Source organism: Sphingopyxis sp. QXT-31, assembly GCF_001984035.1.
Taxonomy (GTDB): Bacteria; Pseudomonadota; Alphaproteobacteria; order Sphingomonadales; family Sphingomonadaceae; genus Sphingopyxis.
Window position 1 is genome coordinate 2,659,349 of sequence record NZ_CP019449.1, and the last position, 16,989, is coordinate 2,676,337.

At 65.2% G+C, this 16,989-nt stretch carries 19 protein-coding genes; 8 read left to right on the forward strand and 11 right to left on the reverse strand.

What is annotated here, in order from left to right:
* Positions 1–12 precede the first annotated feature (12 nt).
* The 3 genes from BWQ93_RS12780 to BWQ93_RS20825 all read left to right on the forward strand — a co-directional run bounded on the left by BWQ93_RS12780 (position 13) and on the right by BWQ93_RS20825 (position 2,890).
* Entirely contained in the window at positions 13–783 is a 771-nt protein-coding gene (locus tag BWQ93_RS12780; protein ID WP_077030881.1) for a tryptophan 2,3-dioxygenase family protein, read from the forward strand.
* Entirely contained in the window at positions 780–1,907 is a 1,128-nt protein-coding gene (locus tag BWQ93_RS12785; RefSeq protein ID WP_198040381.1) for an aminotransferase class V-fold PLP-dependent enzyme, read from the forward strand. Before BWQ93_RS12780 ends, BWQ93_RS12785 begins: the two co-directional genes overlap by 4 nt.
* Before the next feature lie 200 nt (positions 1,908–2,107).
* Complete coding sequence (locus BWQ93_RS20825; RefSeq protein ID WP_156878227.1) at positions 2,108–2,890, forward strand: hypothetical protein; 783 nt, start codon at positions 2,108–2,110, stop codon at positions 2,888–2,890.
* A 332-nt stretch (positions 2,891–3,222) separates the two neighbouring features.
* Here BWQ93_RS20825 and BWQ93_RS20830 read toward each other — a convergent pair whose 3' ends face one another.
* Together BWQ93_RS20830 and BWQ93_RS12790 are read right to left on the reverse strand one after the other, a co-directional pair.
* The gene (locus tag BWQ93_RS20830; protein WP_156878228.1) at positions 3,223–3,393 is read right to left on the reverse strand and encodes a hypothetical protein; all 171 of its coding nucleotides are present in this window, start codon (positions 3,391–3,393) and stop codon (positions 3,223–3,225) included.
* On the reverse strand, positions 3,390–4,274 hold the full coding sequence (locus BWQ93_RS12790) for an IS1595 family transposase (RefSeq protein ID WP_077030882.1): 885 nt from the start codon (positions 4,272–4,274) through the stop codon (positions 3,390–3,392). Before BWQ93_RS12790 ends, BWQ93_RS20830 begins: the two co-directional genes overlap by 4 nt.
* A gap of 718 nt (positions 4,275–4,992) precedes the next feature.
* Here BWQ93_RS12790 and BWQ93_RS21135 point away from each other — a divergent pair.
* Positions 4,993–5,346, forward strand: coding sequence for a hypothetical protein (locus tag BWQ93_RS21135; RefSeq protein ID WP_198040382.1), 354 nt, complete (start codon positions 4,993–4,995; stop codon positions 5,344–5,346).
* Between the two features lie 92 nt (positions 5,347–5,438).
* On the opposite strand, the gene BWQ93_RS12795 is transcribed toward BWQ93_RS21135, so the two are convergent.
* From BWQ93_RS12795 to BWQ93_RS12805, 3 genes are all read right to left on the reverse strand, one after another.
* Positions 5,439–6,449 (reverse strand): zinc-dependent alcohol dehydrogenase family protein, encoded by a 1,011-nt coding sequence (locus BWQ93_RS12795; protein WP_077030883.1) that lies wholly within the window; start codon positions 6,447–6,449, stop codon positions 5,439–5,441.
* Positions 6,450–6,633: 184 nt separating this feature from the next.
* The gene (locus tag BWQ93_RS12800; RefSeq protein WP_077030884.1) at positions 6,634–8,373 is read right to left on the reverse strand and encodes an N-acyl-D-amino-acid deacylase family protein; all 1,740 of its coding nucleotides are present in this window, start codon (positions 8,371–8,373) and stop codon (positions 6,634–6,636) included.
* Positions 8,374–8,437: 64 nt separating this feature from the next.
* The gene (locus BWQ93_RS12805) at positions 8,438–9,235 is read right to left on the reverse strand and encodes a sterol desaturase family protein (RefSeq protein ID WP_198040383.1); all 798 of its coding nucleotides are present in this window, start codon (positions 9,233–9,235) and stop codon (positions 8,438–8,440) included.
* Positions 9,236–9,331: 96 nt separating this feature from the next.
* Here BWQ93_RS12805 and BWQ93_RS21140 point away from each other — a divergent pair, with 96 nt between their 5' ends.
* From BWQ93_RS21140 to BWQ93_RS12825, 4 genes are all read left to right on the forward strand, one after another.
* Complete coding sequence (locus BWQ93_RS21140; protein ID WP_198040384.1) at positions 9,332–9,487, forward strand: hypothetical protein; 156 nt, start codon at positions 9,332–9,334, stop codon at positions 9,485–9,487.
* Between the two features lie 7 nt (positions 9,488–9,494).
* On the forward strand, positions 9,495–10,331 hold the full coding sequence (locus tag BWQ93_RS12815) for an exosortase/archaeosortase family protein (protein WP_077030887.1): 837 nt from the start codon (positions 9,495–9,497) through the stop codon (positions 10,329–10,331).
* A 19-nt stretch (positions 10,332–10,350) separates the two neighbouring features.
* Complete coding sequence (locus tag BWQ93_RS12820; RefSeq protein ID WP_156878229.1) at positions 10,351–10,821, forward strand: hypothetical protein; 471 nt, start codon at positions 10,351–10,353, stop codon at positions 10,819–10,821.
* 67 nt (positions 10,822–10,888) lie between these two features.
* Positions 10,889–11,641, forward strand: a complete 753-nt coding sequence (locus BWQ93_RS12825; protein WP_077030889.1) for a class I SAM-dependent methyltransferase — start codon at positions 10,889–10,891, stop codon at positions 11,639–11,641.
* Here BWQ93_RS12825 and BWQ93_RS12830 read toward each other — a convergent pair.
* The 6 genes from BWQ93_RS12830 to BWQ93_RS12860 all read right to left on the reverse strand — a co-directional run bounded on the left by BWQ93_RS12830 (position 11,625) and on the right by BWQ93_RS12860 (position 16,952).
* Positions 11,625–11,918 (reverse strand): hypothetical protein, encoded by a 294-nt coding sequence (locus BWQ93_RS12830; RefSeq protein WP_077030890.1) that lies wholly within the window; start codon positions 11,916–11,918, stop codon positions 11,625–11,627. The two genes, BWQ93_RS12825 and BWQ93_RS12830, sit on opposite strands and share 17 nt — an antisense overlap.
* A gap of 229 nt (positions 11,919–12,147) precedes the next feature.
* Positions 12,148–13,437, reverse strand: coding sequence for an acyl-CoA dehydrogenase family protein (locus BWQ93_RS12840; RefSeq protein WP_077030892.1), 1,290 nt, complete (start codon positions 13,435–13,437; stop codon positions 12,148–12,150).
* Between the two features lie 98 nt (positions 13,438–13,535).
* Entirely contained in the window at positions 13,536–14,360 is an 825-nt protein-coding gene (locus BWQ93_RS12845; protein ID WP_077030893.1) for a TIGR04222 domain-containing membrane protein, read from the reverse strand.
* Positions 14,361–14,373: 13 nt separating this feature from the next.
* Entirely contained in the window at positions 14,374–14,922 is a 549-nt protein-coding gene (locus BWQ93_RS12850) for a glycine-rich domain-containing protein (RefSeq protein WP_077030894.1), read from the reverse strand.
* Positions 14,919–16,250, reverse strand: coding sequence for a phosphotransferase family protein (locus BWQ93_RS12855; RefSeq protein ID WP_077030895.1), 1,332 nt, complete (start codon positions 16,248–16,250; stop codon positions 14,919–14,921). The genes BWQ93_RS12850 and BWQ93_RS12855 overlap by 4 nt, the downstream gene beginning before the upstream one ends.
* Before the next feature lie 48 nt (positions 16,251–16,298).
* Complete coding sequence (locus tag BWQ93_RS12860; protein ID WP_077030896.1) at positions 16,299–16,952, reverse strand: hypothetical protein; 654 nt, start codon at positions 16,950–16,952, stop codon at positions 16,299–16,301.
* Between the last annotated feature and the right edge of the window lie 37 nt (positions 16,953–16,989).

A 16,989-nucleotide genomic window follows, 5' to 3' on the forward strand; every position in this document is an offset into this window, starting at 1 on the left:
GGGACTCAGCCCATGCTCGACAAGACCGAAACCCATCGCCGCATCGAAACCCCCGACATGAAGGATTATGGGGTCTATCTCGCGGTCGACCGCCTGCTCCTCTGCCAGAAACCGCTCGCCGAACTCTGCACCCCCGACGAACTCCAGTTCCAGATCGTCCACCAGGTCGAGGAACTGTGGATGAAGCTGATCGCCTTCACCCTTACCGAAATCGACGGCCATATGGCCGCGGGCCAGACGATGCGCGTCATCACCCTGTTCGACCGCGTCAACCGCATCATGCGGCTGATGACCGACCAATTGTCGCTGCTCGAGACGATGAGCCCCTTCGACTATCAGTCGATCCGCCTCCAGCTCGGCAATGGGTCGGGGCAGGAAAGCCCGGGTTTTCAGCTGCTGCTGACGCTGCCGCAGCCGCTCTGGGCGCGCTATAAGGCGTGTTATCTGGAGCCCGCGGGCCGCAGCGTCGCCGACGTCTACGACACCGGCTACAGCCACGACGACGCCTATATGGTCGCCGAGGCGCTGGTCGAGTTCGACGAACTGTTCCAGATTTTCCGCGCGCACCATATCTACCTCATCCACCGCTCGATCGGCATGGGGTCGAAGTCGCTCAAGGGGCGCCCGGTCGAGCTGCTCAACGCGGGCACGCGGCACCGCTTCTTCCCCGAACTCTGGGATATCCGCGCCGAGATGACCGACCGCTGGGGCGCCGAATATGGCGTCAAGCGCGACAGCATCAGCGACGTCCATTCCGCTCCCGGACACGGCAGCGGGCTGTGAGCCGCGCGCTGCTGCCGGAGGCGATCGCCGAGCGTTTCCACCTGCCGCCGGGCGCGACCTATCTCAAGAGCCACAGCGTCGGCTGTCAGCCGCGCGCCGCCGAAACCTTGCTCCGCGACCGGCTGCTGACGCCCTGGCGCGAGACCGGCGAAGCCTGGCCGCACTGGCTGGAGGCCATCGACCAATGGCGCGCCGCACTCGCGGGGCTGATCGGGGCCGAGGCGCAGGACCTCTGCCCGGCGACCAACGTCAGCGCGGGCCTGTCGCGCTATATCTCGGCGCTCGGCACGGCGACGACGCGCCGCACGATCCTGCTCGCGCCGAGCGCCTTTCCGACCATCGGCTATGTCGCGAGCGGGCTCGCGGCGGCAGGATGGAAGACGGGCTACCTGCCCGCCGACGCCGACGTCCGCGACCCCGCCAGCTGGGCCGCGGCGCTCGATGACGATGTCGCGCTGGTCGTCGCGATGCACGTCAGCTCGGTCAGCGGCGCGCTCACCGACGTCGCGGCGGTCGCGGCGGCGGCGAAGACGGCGGGCGCGCGCTGCATCGCCGACTGCGCGCAGTCGGTCGGCGTGGTGCCGGTCACCCCCGCCCTATGGGGCGTCGACGCGGTGCTCGGCACCAGCGTCAAATGGCTCTGCGGCGGCCCCGGCGCGGCGTGGCTCTGGGTCGCGCCGCACGACCGCAGCACCCTCGATCCGATGGAGCGCGGCTGGTGGAGCCACGAAAACCCGTTCGAGATGGACATCGCCGACTTCCGCTACGCCCCCGACGCCCGCCGCTGGTGGGGCGGCACCCCCGACGTCGCACCGTTCATCCTGTCGACCGCGGGGATCGGCGAGATCGCAGCGATCGGCGTGCCCGCGATCCGCGGGCACAATGCGGCGTTACAAGCGATGCTGCGCGATGCTCTGGAGGCAAGGACGCCGCAATGGCGCTGGCCGAGCGGGGCCATCGGCGGGACGCTGTGCATCGACACCGGCACCGACCAGCCGCGGGTCGCGGCTGCCCTCGAACGCCATAATCTCCGCGCCGATTTTCGCGGGTCGATCCTGCGCGTCTCGTTTCATGCCTATAACGATGCGGCGGACGCGCATGCGGCGGCCGAGGCGCTGTCCTGAATGCGCCGGCATTCCAAAGTTCAGTAAAGTTCAGCCCAATGGCGATCCCATGTCGAACCGACTTTCCGGGTAGCACGGCGGGTGCGTCGCGAGTCGAAACGGGAAGGATGTCGCTCATCGACAAGCTTGAAGCATAGCGATGTTTTTGGGGCCTATATACCTGCTTGACCCAACCCGGAATCGAACCATGATGCCCGATCATGAGCGGGGACGAATCGGACAAGGATAATGAGCCAGAAAAGGTGCATCCTATCTTTGCGCCGCGAGCGCCCCTGTCGCCGTTAGAGGAAGCGTTTCTCTCCACTTATCCGTCACCGGGAGTGCCGGAAGAGACGCATCGAGCTATCCCTGAAAACCCGTTCGATGCCACAACGGAAGAGAACTTCCGGGCTTGCATCACGCCTCGCGAAGCGCTCGCTCGATACGGACTGTCACAGACGACCGCGATATTGCAGCTAAACAGGGAGCTTTCGCATGGGCGCGTTGAAGCTGTCGCGGAAGAAGTCCGCTGGGGTCCGATCAATGGGAAGTTGCTGGCGTACCCTCTTATCCCGACGTGGGTGTGGCTGCGTCACGATCTGAAGCCCGAAGATGATTTTTGGGACACGGGGTATCTCTATTCTCACTTTCCGAGCCAAGGTTATTCCGTCGTTCGCGATGGGGGTATCTCATTTTTCTATGTCCGTTTTTGGCCACACGGGCTTCCCAACGCGATTGAACCGCCGTCGGAAGCGGCTCCGGCATCAATGCCCACCGCAGCCGGAAAAGGCGGGCGGCCTCGCAAGGGATGGTGGGACGATCTTTGGATAGAGATGATACGGCGGATCGAAGCGGGCAATCTCCACCCGACCTCAGCCGCGCAACTTCAAAAGAAGATGGAAGACTGGCTTGGGGAAAACCAGATTTACCCCGGCGATTCCACTTTGAAGCCGATGGCAAATAAGTTGTTCAAATACCTGCAAGAAAGGCAGGGGGAAACCTGAGTTTTCCCCCATTTCTCCCCGCTATTTTGAATATGTGTCAGACGGTCGATTACAGCGTCTCCATAATCGCCCTATCAACCCGGAAAGCCGGGCAACCGATGGAGCATGAAGATGGGACCGTGAGATACCAGAAACGAAAAAGGCCACCCTCGCGGGTGACCTTTCGTGCCGGTGCCGAAGCGACCGATCTAAGCAATCAAACAGTCGCACAAATCGGACCCGGATGCAACCCACATCATGCGATGGAGGGACCGATGGTCTATATCCAAGCATATTTCCGTATCAGGTTCGGGCGTGTTGAATACGTCCGCGCCCACTTCCGCACCCAGTAGCTAAGGCTGCTCGGCTTCGGTTTCGTCACCTGGCCCCCGCTTCGGCGGGGGCTTTTTTCGTGTCAGCTTCACCTTGTCGGGCAGTTCCTTAGGGTCAGTCCCAATGAACCGCTCCAGCGCCTCACCAAATGGCATATCCAGCCCGAGGGGCCGCTCGCGCTGCCCGGTCATGCGATCAGCGCTTTGTAGGTCAAGCGGCCATGTGTCTGCGACAGGAGCGCGTTCACACGGTCGCCCTCGTCCATTGAGCGGAGATTGAAGCGCCACGTCATTTCGCCAAGGTACGCGCTAATGTGCTTCGGTGAAAGCCAATGGTGGGTGCCAATGATCTGACGCTTGAACAGCGCCCACACGCTTTCGATACCGTTGGTATGGAGGCAGTAGTTGCGGACATATTCGCCCGCCGAATGATTGACGCGGTGATGGCTGTAGTCGCGACCGAGGCCGACGAACGAACCATGCTCGTCGGTCATCAGTGCCGATCCCGGCTCTACATGATCGCGGATGGCGCTCTGGACGTTGCGGGCCGACAGCGACGGCGTGATGCCGGTGCGAAGTTCGCCTTCGCGCTCTAGGATGCCCAGCACCGCAATCTTGCCCTTGCCGCCCTGCTTGCCCCCGGTGCGCTGCCAAGCGTGCTTGTTCTTTTCCTTGCCGCCGATGAATGTCTCGTCGGCCTCGACCTCGCCAGACAGCGGGCGATTGAACGACTGGGTACGGACGGCATGGCGAAGGCGATGGGTGACGAACCACGCGCTCTTTTGCGTGATGCCCAAATCCTTTGCCAACTGCGTGCTGGCGATGCCCTTCTTGTGCGACGTGATAAGCCAGATCGCCAGCATCCATGTGCGGAGCGGCAATTTGCTGTCTTCAAAGATGGTGCCGACACGGATCGAGAACCGCTTGCGGCAATCGCCGCACTTGTGGGTTTTACCATCCGAGAAGTGATAGACCTTGGTCGACTGGCAATGGGGGCAGAACGCGCCGTTCTTCCACCGGATAGCCCTGAAATGGTCGATTGCGGCTTGCTCGTCGGGGATGGCTTGCATCATCTGGAGCAGGCTATTGAAAGTCGTGGACACCGCGGTTCTCCGTGTTGGTGGAACCGCTTATAGGTGTTTATGTGACCCGCGTCAATGGGTCACACAAGTATATAGGCTCAATGTTTTTTAGGAAAGAAGTTTTTCGGGGACAGCGAAATTAGGGGTGGTTGCACGCGTGACCGTAAGGGCGCGCCGTAACGGCGTCGATCAACATGATATTATTGCTTCAACTTTAGCTCTATCAAGACCTCATTATGCTCGGCATAATACTATATATATCAACAATTTAACTTAAAATTTGATAATTCCTCCGCATGTGATAATCAGAATATCTGCATGGGGGGGCAATCATGCTGTGGGATTTCATTCACTTATCTGCTAACAATGTGCCGGGGCCGTTGGTTACCGCTTCGGGAGTTGCGTCCTCGGCCGGTCGCGTGACCTTAATGAGCGACCGAGAGCTTTGGCTCACAATCGCCGTACTAACTTTCGGAATTTTCGTAGTTCTTACGCAAGCCTATTTGATTAAGGGAGTTATACACCGGCAAACAGACTCTGTTCTCCGAATATCTCTGGTAACTTTGATAATAGTCGGAACCCTGGCTCTAATTACGGCAGGGTTTAGCAATGATCAGATTGCACCGGCTCTTGGATTGTTTGGCACAATCGCTGGATATCTTATTGGCCGGCAAGAGAGAGGGATCTCGACTGACCAGGAAGTCGAAAAATGAGTTACGCAAGATGGCTAGCCTTGCCCCTTTCCGCACTCTCGGCGATCGCCGCAGCGCAAAGCGGCATGTGGGAAGAGCCTTCTGTTGCTCCATCACATGTTGTCATTGCAAATCTCGTGCGACAGGATTTGAATTTTTCGCTTCGTCCAAGAGACGGGGAATGGTCAAACTACACTATTCCAGCACTTGAAACATATAACTACAGCTGCAACAACTGCAGGACAGATGCATTCGAATTCATCATAACTACTAATAATAATACAAAGAGATATTTCTTGCTTGAGAAGCACAGGTACGCAATCGACTTTAATAGGGTAGAAAATGCGTTTGATATCTACAAGGCTAGCTAGAATATATATTCATATCATAGGCGAAAAATTCATAAACACCTAACGCCCGATCTGCAACCTTCGTTAGCCCCAATCGCAACCACCCTCAAATTCTAAATATCCACCACAATTTTCCCGAAATGCGCGTTCGCGATCTGGTGCCGGAAGGCGTCGCCCAGCTTTTCCAGCGGGAAATGATCGCTGATCACCGGCCGGATGCCGTTTGCCTCGACCCCGGCAATCATCGCGAGCTGCTGCGCGCGGCTGCCCACCGTCAGGCCCTGCACGCGCAGATTCTTGCTCATCAGCATCGCGGTCTGGACCGGGCCGGCGATGCCCGTCAGCACGCCGATCAGCGACACATGGCCGCCGACGCGCGTCGCGACCATCGACTGGTCGAGCGTGCCGGCGCCGCCGATCTCGACCACCGTGTCGACCCCGCGCCCGCCCGTCAGTTCGAGCGCCTTGGCGCCCCAATTGGGCTCTTCCTTGTAGTTGATCAGGTCGTCGGCGCCGAGCGCCTTCAGCTTTTCGAGCTTCGCGTCGGACGAGCTGGTCGCGATCACGCGCGCGCCCGCCGCCTTGGCGAATTGCAGCGCGAACACCGACACGCCGCCGCTGCCCTGGATCAGCACGGTCGATCCGGGCTGGGTCGTGCCATCGACGAACAAGGCGCGCCAGGCGGTGAGGCCCGCGCAGGTCAGCGTCGCCGCCTCGGCCACCGACCAGCCCGCGGGCGCGCGGGTGAACCAATGCTGGGGTGCCACCACCGCCTCGCGGGCGTAACCGTCGATGCCGTCGCCCGGCACGCCCTTCGCCGCCGCGGCGCTCGGCGCGGGGCCGTCGTCCCAGTCGGTGAAAAAGGTCGATACCACCAGGTCGCCGACCTTGAACTGGACCACCCCCTCACCCACCGCCTCGACCAGGCCGGCGCCGTCGGACATCGGGATCCGGCCGTCGACAGTCGGGATCATGCCCGCGACGACCGCGAAGTCATGGAAGTTCAGCGACGACGCGCCGAGCCGCACCCGAATCTCGCCCGGCCCCGGATCGCCGGGGTCGGGCAGCTCGGTAAGCGTGAGATTGTCGAGGGAGGCCGGTGCGGCAAGGCGAATGGCTTTCATGGCATTTTCCTTTGAGTGGATGGCGCGCGCCGGATGCCCCGCACAAATCTCGTCACCCTGAACTAGTTTCAGGGTCCATGGCCTGCCCTCGAATCAGGCGCAGCGATGGCTGAGAGCCCCGGCCATGGATGCTGAAACAAGTTCAGCATGACGAAGTGGCAATGTAGGTTCGGGTGCGACCCGCCTATTCCGCCGCCATCGCCATTTCGACGCGCTGCGGCCCGCGGATGACGCCGCCCGGCGTCGGCCCCTGCATTTCGCCGTCGCGGAAGGTGACTTCGCCCGACTTGATCGTCGCGACATAGCCGTCGGCTTTCTGCAACAGTCGCTTGCCGCCCGCGGGCAGGTCGAAGGCGAGCCAGGGTTTGCCGAGCTTGATTTCGTCCATGTCGATGACATTGAGGTCGGCGAGATAGCCGGGCGCGAGCAACCCGCGATCCTCAAGCCCATAGAGCATCGCGGTGTCGCGGCACTGGCGTTTGATCGCATGTTCGAGCCCGATGCGGTTGCCGTTGCGGTCGCGCACCCAATGCTGGAGCATGAAGGTCGGCGATGCCGCGTCGCAGATCGTCCCGCAATGCGCGCCGCCGTCGGACAGGCTGTTCACCGTGTCGTCCGAATGCTGCAGATCCTCGAGGAAATCGAGGTTGCCGTCCTGGTAGTTGAGGATCGGGAAATAGATGAAGCCCTTGCCGTCGTCCTTCATCAGCAGGTCATAGGCATATTCGGACGGCGAGACCCCCGCGGCGGCGGCGCGCGCCATGATGCTCTCGTCCATCCGCGGCTCATAGTTGAAGTCGGGGTCCATCTCGAAATGCACCGGCCAGCCCTCGGCCACGATCTTCAGGAAATCGAGGATGTCGCTTTCGGGCCAGACATTCTCCTCGGCGATCATGCGCGCCTTGAACGCGGGGTCCTTGAGATGCGCGAGCTGCTGCGCCCACGGCAGGTCGATGATCTCGTTCCACGCCGGCTTGAAGCGGAAGGGGTGTACCGTGCCCTGCCACGCCATGATGATGCCGTTCCCGCGCAGCGCGATCTGCGCGACGATGTTGGCGCCGCTGGCATTCTGACGCCGCATCTCCTTGATCTGTTCGTCGAGCGGCAATTCCTTGGCGATCGATTGCAGCGCGGCGAAGGTCACCGGGAGCCCGGTCTCGCGGCTGAGATCGCCCATCCACTCGAACTCGTTCCATTCGCGGCGCAGGTCGCTCGCCATTTCGAACACGCCATAACCGACGCGCCCCATCGCGCGGCCGATCGCGATCAGTTCCTCGGCGGTCGCGGTGGTGCCGGGGACGAGTTCGCCGTCGATCGACTTGTGCAGCACGGTGCGGCTGGTCGAGAAGCCGAGCGCGCCGGCGCGGATGCCCTCCTCGACGATGCGCGACATCTCCGCGATGTCGTCGTCGGTCGGGATCGCGCCGGGCTTTTCGCGGTCGCCGAGCACGTAAGCGCGCACCGCGCCGTGCGGCACGTGGCACGCGACATCGACGGTGCGCGGCAGCTTCTCCAGCGCGTCCATATATTCGGGGAAGGTCTCCCAGTCCCACGACATGCCCTCGGCGAGCGCGGTGCCGGGGATGTCCTCGACGCCCTCCATCAGGCTGATCAGCCATTCGTGGCGGTCGGGCTTGGCGGGGGCGAAGCCGACGCCGCAATTGCCCATCACCACGGTGGTGACGCCGTGCCAGCTCGACGGCGCCATTTCCTGGTCCCAGGTCGCCTGGCCGTCATAATGGGTGTGGACGTCGACGAAGCCCGGGGTGACGATCTTGCCCGCGGCGTCGATCTCCTCGCGCCCCGCGCCCAGGCTCTGCCCGATGGCGGCGATCCGGTCCCCGTCGATCGCGATGTCCGCGACAAAGGCATCGCCGCCCGTTCCATCGACGACGGTGCCGCCGCGAATCACCAGATCGTACATCTCCGCTCTCCCGATTATTTGGTTTCAGGGAGAAACCTATCACGGATATCGGATATGCCAAGACCTATGGGTCGCGCATGAAGGGCGACAGCAGCTGCCGATGCCAGCGGTCGGCGTCGCGGTCGTGGGCGTCGCCCAGCCCGATCCGTTCGACCGGCTCGGTCGCGGGGTCGCGCCAGGTTCCGAACAGCCGGTCCCAGACGCTGAACAGCGATCCGTAATTGCTGTCGGTCTGCGCCTGCCGGCTGCTGTGATGGACCAAGTGCACCGCCGGGGTTGCGAACAGCCAGGTGGCGGCGCGCCAGCCGCGGCCGTCGGCGCGAATATTCGCATGCTCGGCGATCCCGGCGGCGATTAGGACAAGTTCGGCGATCGCGACCGCGGCGGGCGGCAGCGCGAACAGCCAGATCGCGGGCAGCGCGAACAGCAACGACACGAACTGCTCGGCCGGATGGTGGCGAAACCCGGTCGTCGCGTCGATCGCGGTGTCGGCATGGTGAACCCGGTGCAGCCGCCACAGCCAGCCGATCCGATGCGACGCGCGGTGCGCCCAATAGGCGGCAAAGCTGCGCAGCAGCAACGCGGCCAGCGCGGCCAATACCAGCGGCATCGGGGGCAGCGGAAAGGGCGCCCCGCCCTTCGCCGCGCTCCATACGGCAAAGCCGACCAGGCTGGTGGGCACCAGCGCGGCCAGCAGCAGCGCCAGGATGCCCAGCAGTAAATTGGTCGCCGGGCGCCGCAACCCCGGCGCCGTCTCCGCGCGTGCGGCGAACAGGCCTTCGGCGAGTGCGGCAATGACGAAGGTCGCGGCCATCGCCCAAGGCGCCCACGCCATCAGTTCGTCCGCAAAGGCCCGCTCCATGCCGCCAAGGCGTAAAGCGGCTTGCGGTGAAGGCAAGGGCTCTCTACCGTGGCCGCGGGTCATCGGAAAATGCCTTTTCTTTTCGGGAGTTCGATCATGCGCGCATTGGCAGCAACCTTCCTCCTCGCCATGCCCACCGCCGCGCTGGCGGGCGTACCCGCCACGCCCGGCCCCGAGGCCGGGGTCGGCGCCGCGGCCATGGTCGCCGTCGCGGCGGGCTATTTGTTCCTGAAGCGTCGCCGCAGCCGCTGAGTCCGCGATGACCGAAGCGGCGACTGTGGCGCCGCATCGCGTCGATCGTGGAGCCGCTTTTGCCGCCGCCTTGCTGCTCGCGATCGCGGGGGCGTTGACGACGCGCATCGGTGCCGCCGTCGCGCATCGCGGCCTCGCCACCGCTTTCACCGACCTGTTCGGGATCAGCGCGATCGTCTGGTTCGCGGCCTTTGCGATCGGCGCGATCGCGCGCGAAGACGGCGCCCGGTCGCGCTGGCAACGCGGCGACGTCCCGATGCTCGCCGCGATTGTCGGCCCCGCGGTCCTGCCCGTCCCCGCCCTTGGTGCGGCGGCAGTCTTCGGCGCGGGGCTGTGGCTGGCGTTCGGCTCCGAGGCGAAATCGGCCGGCCGACGAATCGGCCTCGTGGCGCTCGCACTCAGCGCGCATCTTTTGTGGGGTCCGCTGATCCTGAAGCTGCTCGGCAGCGAATTGCTCGCGCTCGACGCCTGGATCGCGGCGCTTTTCGCAGGCGGGAGCGCGGAGGGGAATATCTTCGGCCAGGCGGGGTCGCAGGCCTTCACCGTCGGCCAGAATTGCTCGTCGCTGACCAACCTCTCGCTCGCCGGGGTGCTCGCGGTCGCGCTGGCGCAATTGTTCGCGCTGCGCTTCGACCGGCGCCTGATTGCCGCGACCTTGCTCGCGATGCTCGGTACCGTCGTGGTCAACGGCATCCGCCTCGCGATGATCGCGCGGCGTCCCGAACTTTACGACTATCTGCACAGCGGCGCCGGGATGATGCTGTTCGGCTGGGCGTCGTTGCTGGTCACCGCCGCAATCGTCGGCACCGCCGTCGCGCGCCACCCCGATTTTGCGCCGCGCTGACTGGATATTGAGCGGCGCCGTGCTGATCGCGGCAGCGCTTGTCGCGACGAAATTGCTGTGGCTACCGCGCAACGTCTATCCCGATCGCGAACGGCTGGCTGCGGCGATCGAGGCTCGGCTCGCGACGGCGGGCCTGACGAGCAGCCGACCTTGGAAAGCGGCGCCCTTTCGGATCCGCGCCGCCGGTGGCGCCTGCACGATGATCGTCCAGCAACTCGACGTCGAGGCGGCCGAGAAGAGCATCTTCGTCGAACGCGCGCGCGACATCGGCCCGGTGCGCTATCTGTATCACGACGCCATGCGCACCGACTTTCCGCGCGCCGGTACCGTGCTGCGCGACCAGCTGCAGCGACAGGCGGCGCGGGTGGGCCTGATGGTCACGGTCGATCCGATCATCGGCGTTGCGGCGTCACCCGCCTGCCCCGATCCGGCCCCGCTTCTCGCGGGCCTCAAGCTTTTCCCGCGCGCGGGGCCGCCCGCGCTCCGCTGACTGATTTCGCGGGCGAACGGCGCGCCAAGCCGTTATGGTGCGGCGATACACCAAGGGAGTCGCTGCCATGATCCGTTCTTTCACCCTTGCCGCCGCGCTCGCGCTACTGAGCGCCAGCCCGCTCGCTGCCGAGACGCCCGCGCCCATCGACTATAGCGCCGCGCTCGCCGATCCCGCGCGCCCGGCGACCGACCGCGAGCGCGACGCGGCGCGCAAACCCGCCGAACTGCTCGAATTCGCGCAGATCGCGCCGGGCGAAAAGGTCGGCGATTATGTGATGGGCGGCGGTTATGTCACCCGGCTGCTCGCCGCTGCGGTCGGCGACAAGGGCAAGGTCTATGCCTTCCAGCCCGCCGAGTTCATCGCGTTCAAGGCGCAATATGGCACCGATCAGGCGGCGGTCGACGCGGCCTATGCCAATGTCGATGCGGTGAGCGGGCCGTTCGCGGCGCCCGCTTTCCCGGTGCCGCTCGACACGATCATCACGGTGCAGAATTTCCACGACCTGTATCTGAAGCCCTTTTCCGAAGAGACGGGCGCCAGGGGCAGCGCAGCCCTGTTCGCGGCACTGAAGCCCGGCGCCACACTCGTCATCGTGGATCACAGCGCCGCCGACGGGACCGGCACGACGCTGTCCGACAGCCTCCACCGCATCGACAAGGCGGCGGTGATCGACGCGCTGGCCAATGCGGGGTTCGTGCTGGAAGCCGAGAGCGACCTCTACAAACAGGCCGACGACCCGCGCACAGCGAATGTGTTCGACAAGGAAATCCGCGGCAAGACCGACCAGTTCGCGCTGCGCTTCAGGAAGCCGGGCTGACGTCCGGCTTACAATCGTCGTCGAGTTGCCACATCACCCAATATTCCGTCGTCAGCGGGGTAATGTGCATCGAGCTCTTGTGGCGCAGCCTGACCGTCGTTTGCGCCGGGGCTGCGCCCGGAACGGTCAGCGCGAAGCGGCATGTCGCCCGGTTGCGGGCGGTGCCGTCGAAGGCGCAGGCAAGGTCGGTCACCCGGTAATCGGGAAGCGGCGTCGGGTTCCGCACCACGCCCATTTCATCCTCTTCGTCCGGGCGGTAGCCGGGCGCGCGGATCATGTCATGGATGGCGCAGCGCTGCGCGAGGGTCTTCGCATCGGGCAGGGCGCAGGCGGGCGGGCGGGCGGGCTCTCGCGCTCTTCCCTCGACCGCCGCAAGTCCTTGCTCGCATGGAAGCCGCAATCGAGATCGGGCGGCAGCGGGAGGACGGCCAGCGGGCCGTCGGGCTTCGCGGGCGCACACGCCGCCGCCGCCATCCCGAGAAACAGGGCGACGGCGGCGCGGGCGATCATCCCAGCATACCTTTGCGCGGCCCCAGATAGCCGAACAGATAGGCGCCCACCTTGCGCATCTGGATCTCCTCCGCGCCCTCGGTGATCCGGTAGCGGCGGTGGTGGCGATAGATATGCTCGAAGGGCTTGTGGCGCGAATAGCCGATGCCGCCATGCACCTGCATCGCGCGGTCGGCGGCTTCGCAGCAGAGGCGGTTCGCCCAATAATTGCACATGCTGACCTTGTCGCTGAGGCGGTGCTCGACCTCCTTGTGCGGCATATTGTCCATTTCCCACGCGGTCTTGCGGATCAGGAGGCGCAGCATCTCGGCCTGGGTCGCGAGTTCGACGAGCGGGAACTGGATCGCCTGGTTGCGCGCCAGCGCCTCGCCGAAGGGCTTGCGCTCGCGGGCGTAGCGCACGCTTTCCTCGATGCAGAAGACCGCGGCGCCGAGCGAACTCGCCGCTTGCCGGATGCGGTTCTGATGGACGAAGCTCTGTGCGATCGACAGCCCGCCGCCCTCGGGTCCGAGGCGCGCGCTGTCGGGCACCCACACGTCGGTGAAGGTCATGCGCGGGTGGTCGGTCGGCATGTTGAAGGTCCACATATATTCGTCGACCGTCATCCCCGGCGTTCCCGTCGGCACCAGCAGGCAGGTGATCCCCTTCGCATCGCCATCCTTGCCGTCGGTGCGGCAGAAGGTCGCGCAGTGCGTCGCGACATGCATGCCGGTGATCCACATCTTGCGCCCGTTGATCAGCCAGCCCTCGACCCCGTCGCGGGTCTCGCGCACCGCGCGGGTTTCCATATGCGTCGCGTCGCTGCCATGGTCGGGTTCGGTGAGGCCGAAGGCGGTGCGGCGCTTGCCCTCGAAGCCGCCGAGGATAAATTCCGCCTTCTGCTCGTCGCTCGTCGCGAACTGCTCGAACATTTCGACGAACGGGAAATTGCCGACGATGCTGTGCTCGTTCTGCAGGTCGTTGTGGAGCCCCAGCCCCTTGGCGGCGAAATGTTCGCGGATCACCGCCATCCACAGGTTCGACCCGTCCTTGCCACCATATTTTTTGGGTGCCGAAAAGCGCCAATGCCCTGCCGCGTCGGCCTTGCGCGTCGCCTGCTTTAATAGCTGCTCCCACTCATGCCGCGGCAGCCCCTGATTGTCCCAGTCGGTGCGGCTGTGCTCGCGGCGATGGTCGAAGAAACGGATATTGTCGTCGGCAAGCTCGAGCGGCTTGATCTCGGCCTCGATGAAGGCGTCGAGCTCGTCCAGATAGGCCTGCAAATCGGCCGGTACGGCAAAATCCATCGTCTCTCTCCCATGGCTGTCGCACCTGCCTTGCCAGCGTTCGGCGGAGGGCAAAAGAGGAATATACTTCGTAAACTAATCTTTTCCTGCAAGCGGTATCAATCCCCACCGCCCCCGCACCCGCTGCTGCATCCGCTGTCCCCGCCGCAGCTGCTGCCGCAACCGCCGCTCGAATTGGAGCCCTCGGGCGAATTATGCGGGTTGCGGAGCTGATAGAAGGCGGCGAGCGCCGACCCGGCCAAGACGGTCGTACCGAACAGCGCGACGGCGAGGTCGCTTTCGCGGATCGTCGGCGCGCGCCGGATTCGCTGATTTTCGCGCCGCGCCTCCTTGAGCGCGGCACGCGCGGCGCGCGTCTCGTCGCTGACGAAGCGCCAGCGGATCGCCATCGGGATGAGCGTCAATATCATCAACAGCGACAGCATGAAGAGCGGGCCGCCCTGCACGATGTCGGCGAACAGCCGGATCGCGCCGAACAGCAGCAGCGCCGCATAGGGGGCGATCGCCAGCAGCCGCAGACCGCGAAACTCCTCGCCGTCGAGCAGCAGGCCCGCCGATTCGAGCCGACGGCGCAGCGCCGCGGCTTCGGGACGAAGCGCGAAGACCATCGCATCCCAGCGAAACGGCGCGCGAAGTGCCAGCACCGCGCGGTCGGCGCCCGACACAGCGGTGCCGCCTGCCTGGCGAAAAGCCTTACCCTCCACTGCGATCGCGCCCGACGCGAGCAGCCGCGTGGTCACGGTGTCGGCGAAGCGCGTCTCGCGGCCGGCGAGATAGGCAAGGCTGTCGGCGTCGCGCAGCCGCTGCGTCCGGCCCGCGGGACGGAGCAACCGCGGTAGCAGCCAGGCGACCGGCCCGACGATCATCAACAGCATAAAATAGGTGCCGATAAAGGCCAGCGGGTCCCAATCGAGCGGGTTCATCTCCGGCGCATCCTCATCCCCACAGCGCGACCGCCGCCAGCGCTATCACAGCCACGGCGGCGGCGCCAAGCCGAACGATGCGCTTGGGCACGACCCAGGCGTCGGCGAGCGAAACGCGCCGCGCGCGCGGATCGACATGGAAGCGCTGCCAGGCGGAGGGCCAGATGGTCTCGGGCGGAATTTCGCCGAACAGCCGCTCATAGCTCGCGAGCGTTTCGGCGTAGAAGGTGAAATAGCGCTGGTCCTCCTCGGCGCCCCCCGCGGTCGGTCCGTGGTGAAGCGGTGCCTTCAGCACATCGCCGCACAGCCGGTCCCAATAATCGCGTGTATAAGCGAGGTGCAGGTGCCACGCCTGGTCGACCGCTTCGGACGGCACGACCATATGGCCCGCGGTCATCGCGAGGAACAGGAAGCGGCGGTATTCGGCCATCACCGCATCGGCATGGGCGGCCGTCCAACCATTTTCGCGCGCCAGCCGCGCCTCGAAGCTGAGCGCCGCGTCGGGGGGACCGACGCGATAGTCGCGCAGCGCCATCCAGAGCGGGTGCGCTTCGGCGGTCATCCGCCCCAGAGGCTGCGCGCCGCGGCGAGCGCGGCATATTTGGGGCTGTCGACCGCGCATTTGTCGAGCACCGCGCGGCGCAATCGGGCGAGCAGCCCGGGTTCAGCGAGCGTCCTGGTGCCCGCCATCAGCGCGTGCGAAAGCGCCGCATCCTCGGCGCGCGTCCGGGCGTCGAGGTCGCGCATCACGATGCCGAGCGCATTCATCGCGACAACTGCCTCGAACTTCGCATGCCCCTCGGCATGCGGCTTGATTGCGCCTTCGATCCAGTCGCGCACCGCCTGCACGATTTCGCGGTTGATGGGCTCGCCGACGGGCGCCGGCCCGGCCCCCGGCGACGGCGGCAGCGCGCGAGCGCGCTCGGCTTCGGGCGCTTCCGCTTCAAGCAGCGTGATCAGGTCGAGCTCCTGTTCGGCGGTGCGCCGCCCGACGACAACGCGCTCGACCGTGGTGTCGGCGCCGCTGCGCCACGCCTGCCCCATCTGAAGACAGCCGAGCGCCCACCACAGGGTGCGATAGACGAGCCAGAAGCGGAACCGGTCGCGGTCGACCGGCGCCCCGCCCGCGGCCTCATAAGCGGCGAAATAGTCTTCGAGGCCGCCGACCCCGAACGCCGGTTTGTCGAGCTGGCCGAAGCGCCACACGGTCATGCAGCCGAAGGCGAGATCCTCATGCGCGTCGCCGCGATGCGCGAGTTCCCAGTCGAGCACCACGGCCAGGCCGTCGCCATCGACCATGATGTTGCCCATGCGATAATCGCCGTGGACGAGCACCGGCGCCGCCGGGTCGGGCAGATGATCCTCGCACCATTTGATCGCTAGCGCGATCGCCGGCCGGTCGCCGCCATAGGTCAGGAAGCGCGCCTTGAGTTCGGCGAGCGCTGCGGCGGTGTCCATATGCGGGATCGCGTCGGGGATGGTCTCCGCCGGAATCGCATGGATGCGCGCGAGCTCGCGGCCGAGATCGGCGACCAGCGACGGCGGCGGGGCGGGCAGGATCTTCGCTGGACTGACCTCGGCGATCACGCGGCGCATGACATAACCGGTGCCCATGCCGTCGCCGTCGGTCAGCACGCCGACGACTTCGGGCGCCTTCACCCCGGCGGCATGCGCCGCTTGCACCAGCGCCGCCTCGGTCGGATGGCCATAGGGGCGGTCCGCCATATATTCCGCCGACGGGGCGCGGCGCAGCACATACCCCTCACCGCCCCAGTCGAACGCCCAGCTTTCCATATTCGCCCCGCCCGACAGGCGGCCGAGATCCGCGATTGCGCCCGGTCCGAGCGCGCGGGTCATGAAAGCGGACAGCAGCGGGGCAAGGTCGGTCATACGCTTTCCCTGCTAAGGATTGCGTCCCGCCGCAAGGTCCAATCGCTTTCAGCGCCGCAAGCGATCCTTGGCGCGCCGGTCGTGCCATTTGGCGGCGAAGTGCAGCCCCCAGGCGAGCGGCACCGCGGCGAGGAACCAGCCCCACTGGATGCGCTCGATCATCGTTTCGCCGCCGACATGGCCGAAGACCGCGATCAGGATCAGCGACGCGACGACGCCATAGAGCACGATCTGAAACCAATTGTGCCCGCTGCCGATATGGCGCGGGTCGACCGGCAGCGGCGCGCGCGGCGCGACCGTGGACTCGATCGCGTCGCGGCGGTCGCGCCAGCCGCCGACATAATCCCACGCCTCGATCCCGACCGTCCCCGCCTCGACCAGGAAGACCGCGAGCCCGATCGCCGGCGCATGCAGCCGCGGCGCGATCGCCAGCGTATCGAGCAGCCAGCCGCCGAGGAACACCACCGCGAGCAGCCCGCCGATCGCCCACATCGCATGCACCGGCAGGCCCGCGATCATCGCATCGATATGGACCTCCAGGTCGCTGCGCCAGCGCGCGACCTCCTCGGCCTTTACCCCGCGCAGCCGCCCGTCGCGCCCGCGATAGGCGGGGCCCATCGCGGTCTCGACGAACCAACGCTCGAACCGCCGGATCTCGCCGTCGCGGATCTGCCGCTGCTGATAGTCGCTCATGAACGCCATGGATCGCCCCCGCTGCGGTCCGGATAAGCGACGGAGA

Coding starts and splice junctions, on each gene's coding strand:
- BWQ93_RS12795 (WP_077030883.1), bottom strand. CDS start 6,449: ATGAAAGCCATTCGCCTTGCCGCACCGGCCTCCCTCGACAATCTCACG.
- BWQ93_RS12845 (WP_077030893.1), bottom strand. CDS start 14,360: ATGAACCCGCTCGATTGGGACCCGCTGGCCTTTATCGGCACCTATTTT.
- BWQ93_RS12840 (WP_077030892.1), bottom strand. CDS start 13,437: ATGGATTTTGCCGTACCGGCCGATTTGCAGGCCTATCTGGACGAGCTC.
- BWQ93_RS20825 (WP_156878227.1), top strand. CDS start 2,108: ATGAGCGGGGACGAATCGGACAAGGATAATGAGCCAGAAAAGGTGCAT.
- BWQ93_RS20830 (WP_156878228.1), bottom strand. CDS start 3,393: ATGACCGGGCAGCGCGAGCGGCCCCTCGGGCTGGATATGCCATTTGGT.
- BWQ93_RS12790 (WP_077030882.1), bottom strand. CDS start 4,274: ATGATGCAAGCCATCCCCGACGAGCAAGCCGCAATCGACCATTTCAGG.
- BWQ93_RS12815 (WP_077030887.1), top strand. CDS start 9,495: ATGACCGAAGCGGCGACTGTGGCGCCGCATCGCGTCGATCGTGGAGCC.
- BWQ93_RS12855 (WP_077030895.1), bottom strand. CDS start 16,250: ATGACCGACCTTGCCCCGCTGCTGTCCGCTTTCATGACCCGCGCGCTC.
- BWQ93_RS12830 (WP_077030890.1), bottom strand. CDS start 11,918: ATGATCCGCGCGCCCGGCTACCGCCCGGACGAAGAGGATGAAATGGGC.
- BWQ93_RS12860 (WP_077030896.1), bottom strand. CDS start 16,952: ATGGCGTTCATGAGCGACTATCAGCAGCGGCAGATCCGCGACGGCGAG.
- BWQ93_RS12780 (WP_077030881.1), top strand. CDS start 13: ATGCTCGACAAGACCGAAACCCATCGCCGCATCGAAACCCCCGACATG.
- BWQ93_RS12800 (WP_077030884.1), bottom strand. CDS start 8,373: ATGTACGATCTGGTGATTCGCGGCGGCACCGTCGTCGATGGAACGGGC.
- BWQ93_RS12850 (WP_077030894.1), bottom strand. CDS start 14,922: ATGACCGCCGAAGCGCACCCGCTCTGGATGGCGCTGCGCGACTATCGC.
- BWQ93_RS21140 (WP_198040384.1), top strand. CDS start 9,332: ATGCGCGCATTGGCAGCAACCTTCCTCCTCGCCATGCCCACCGCCGCG.
- BWQ93_RS12805 (WP_198040383.1), bottom strand. CDS start 9,235: ATGGAGCGGGCCTTTGCGGACGAACTGATGGCGTGGGCGCCTTGGGCG.
- BWQ93_RS21135 (WP_198040382.1), top strand. CDS start 4,993: ATGAGTTACGCAAGATGGCTAGCCTTGCCCCTTTCCGCACTCTCGGCG.
- BWQ93_RS12825 (WP_077030889.1), top strand. CDS start 10,889: ATGATCCGTTCTTTCACCCTTGCCGCCGCGCTCGCGCTACTGAGCGCC.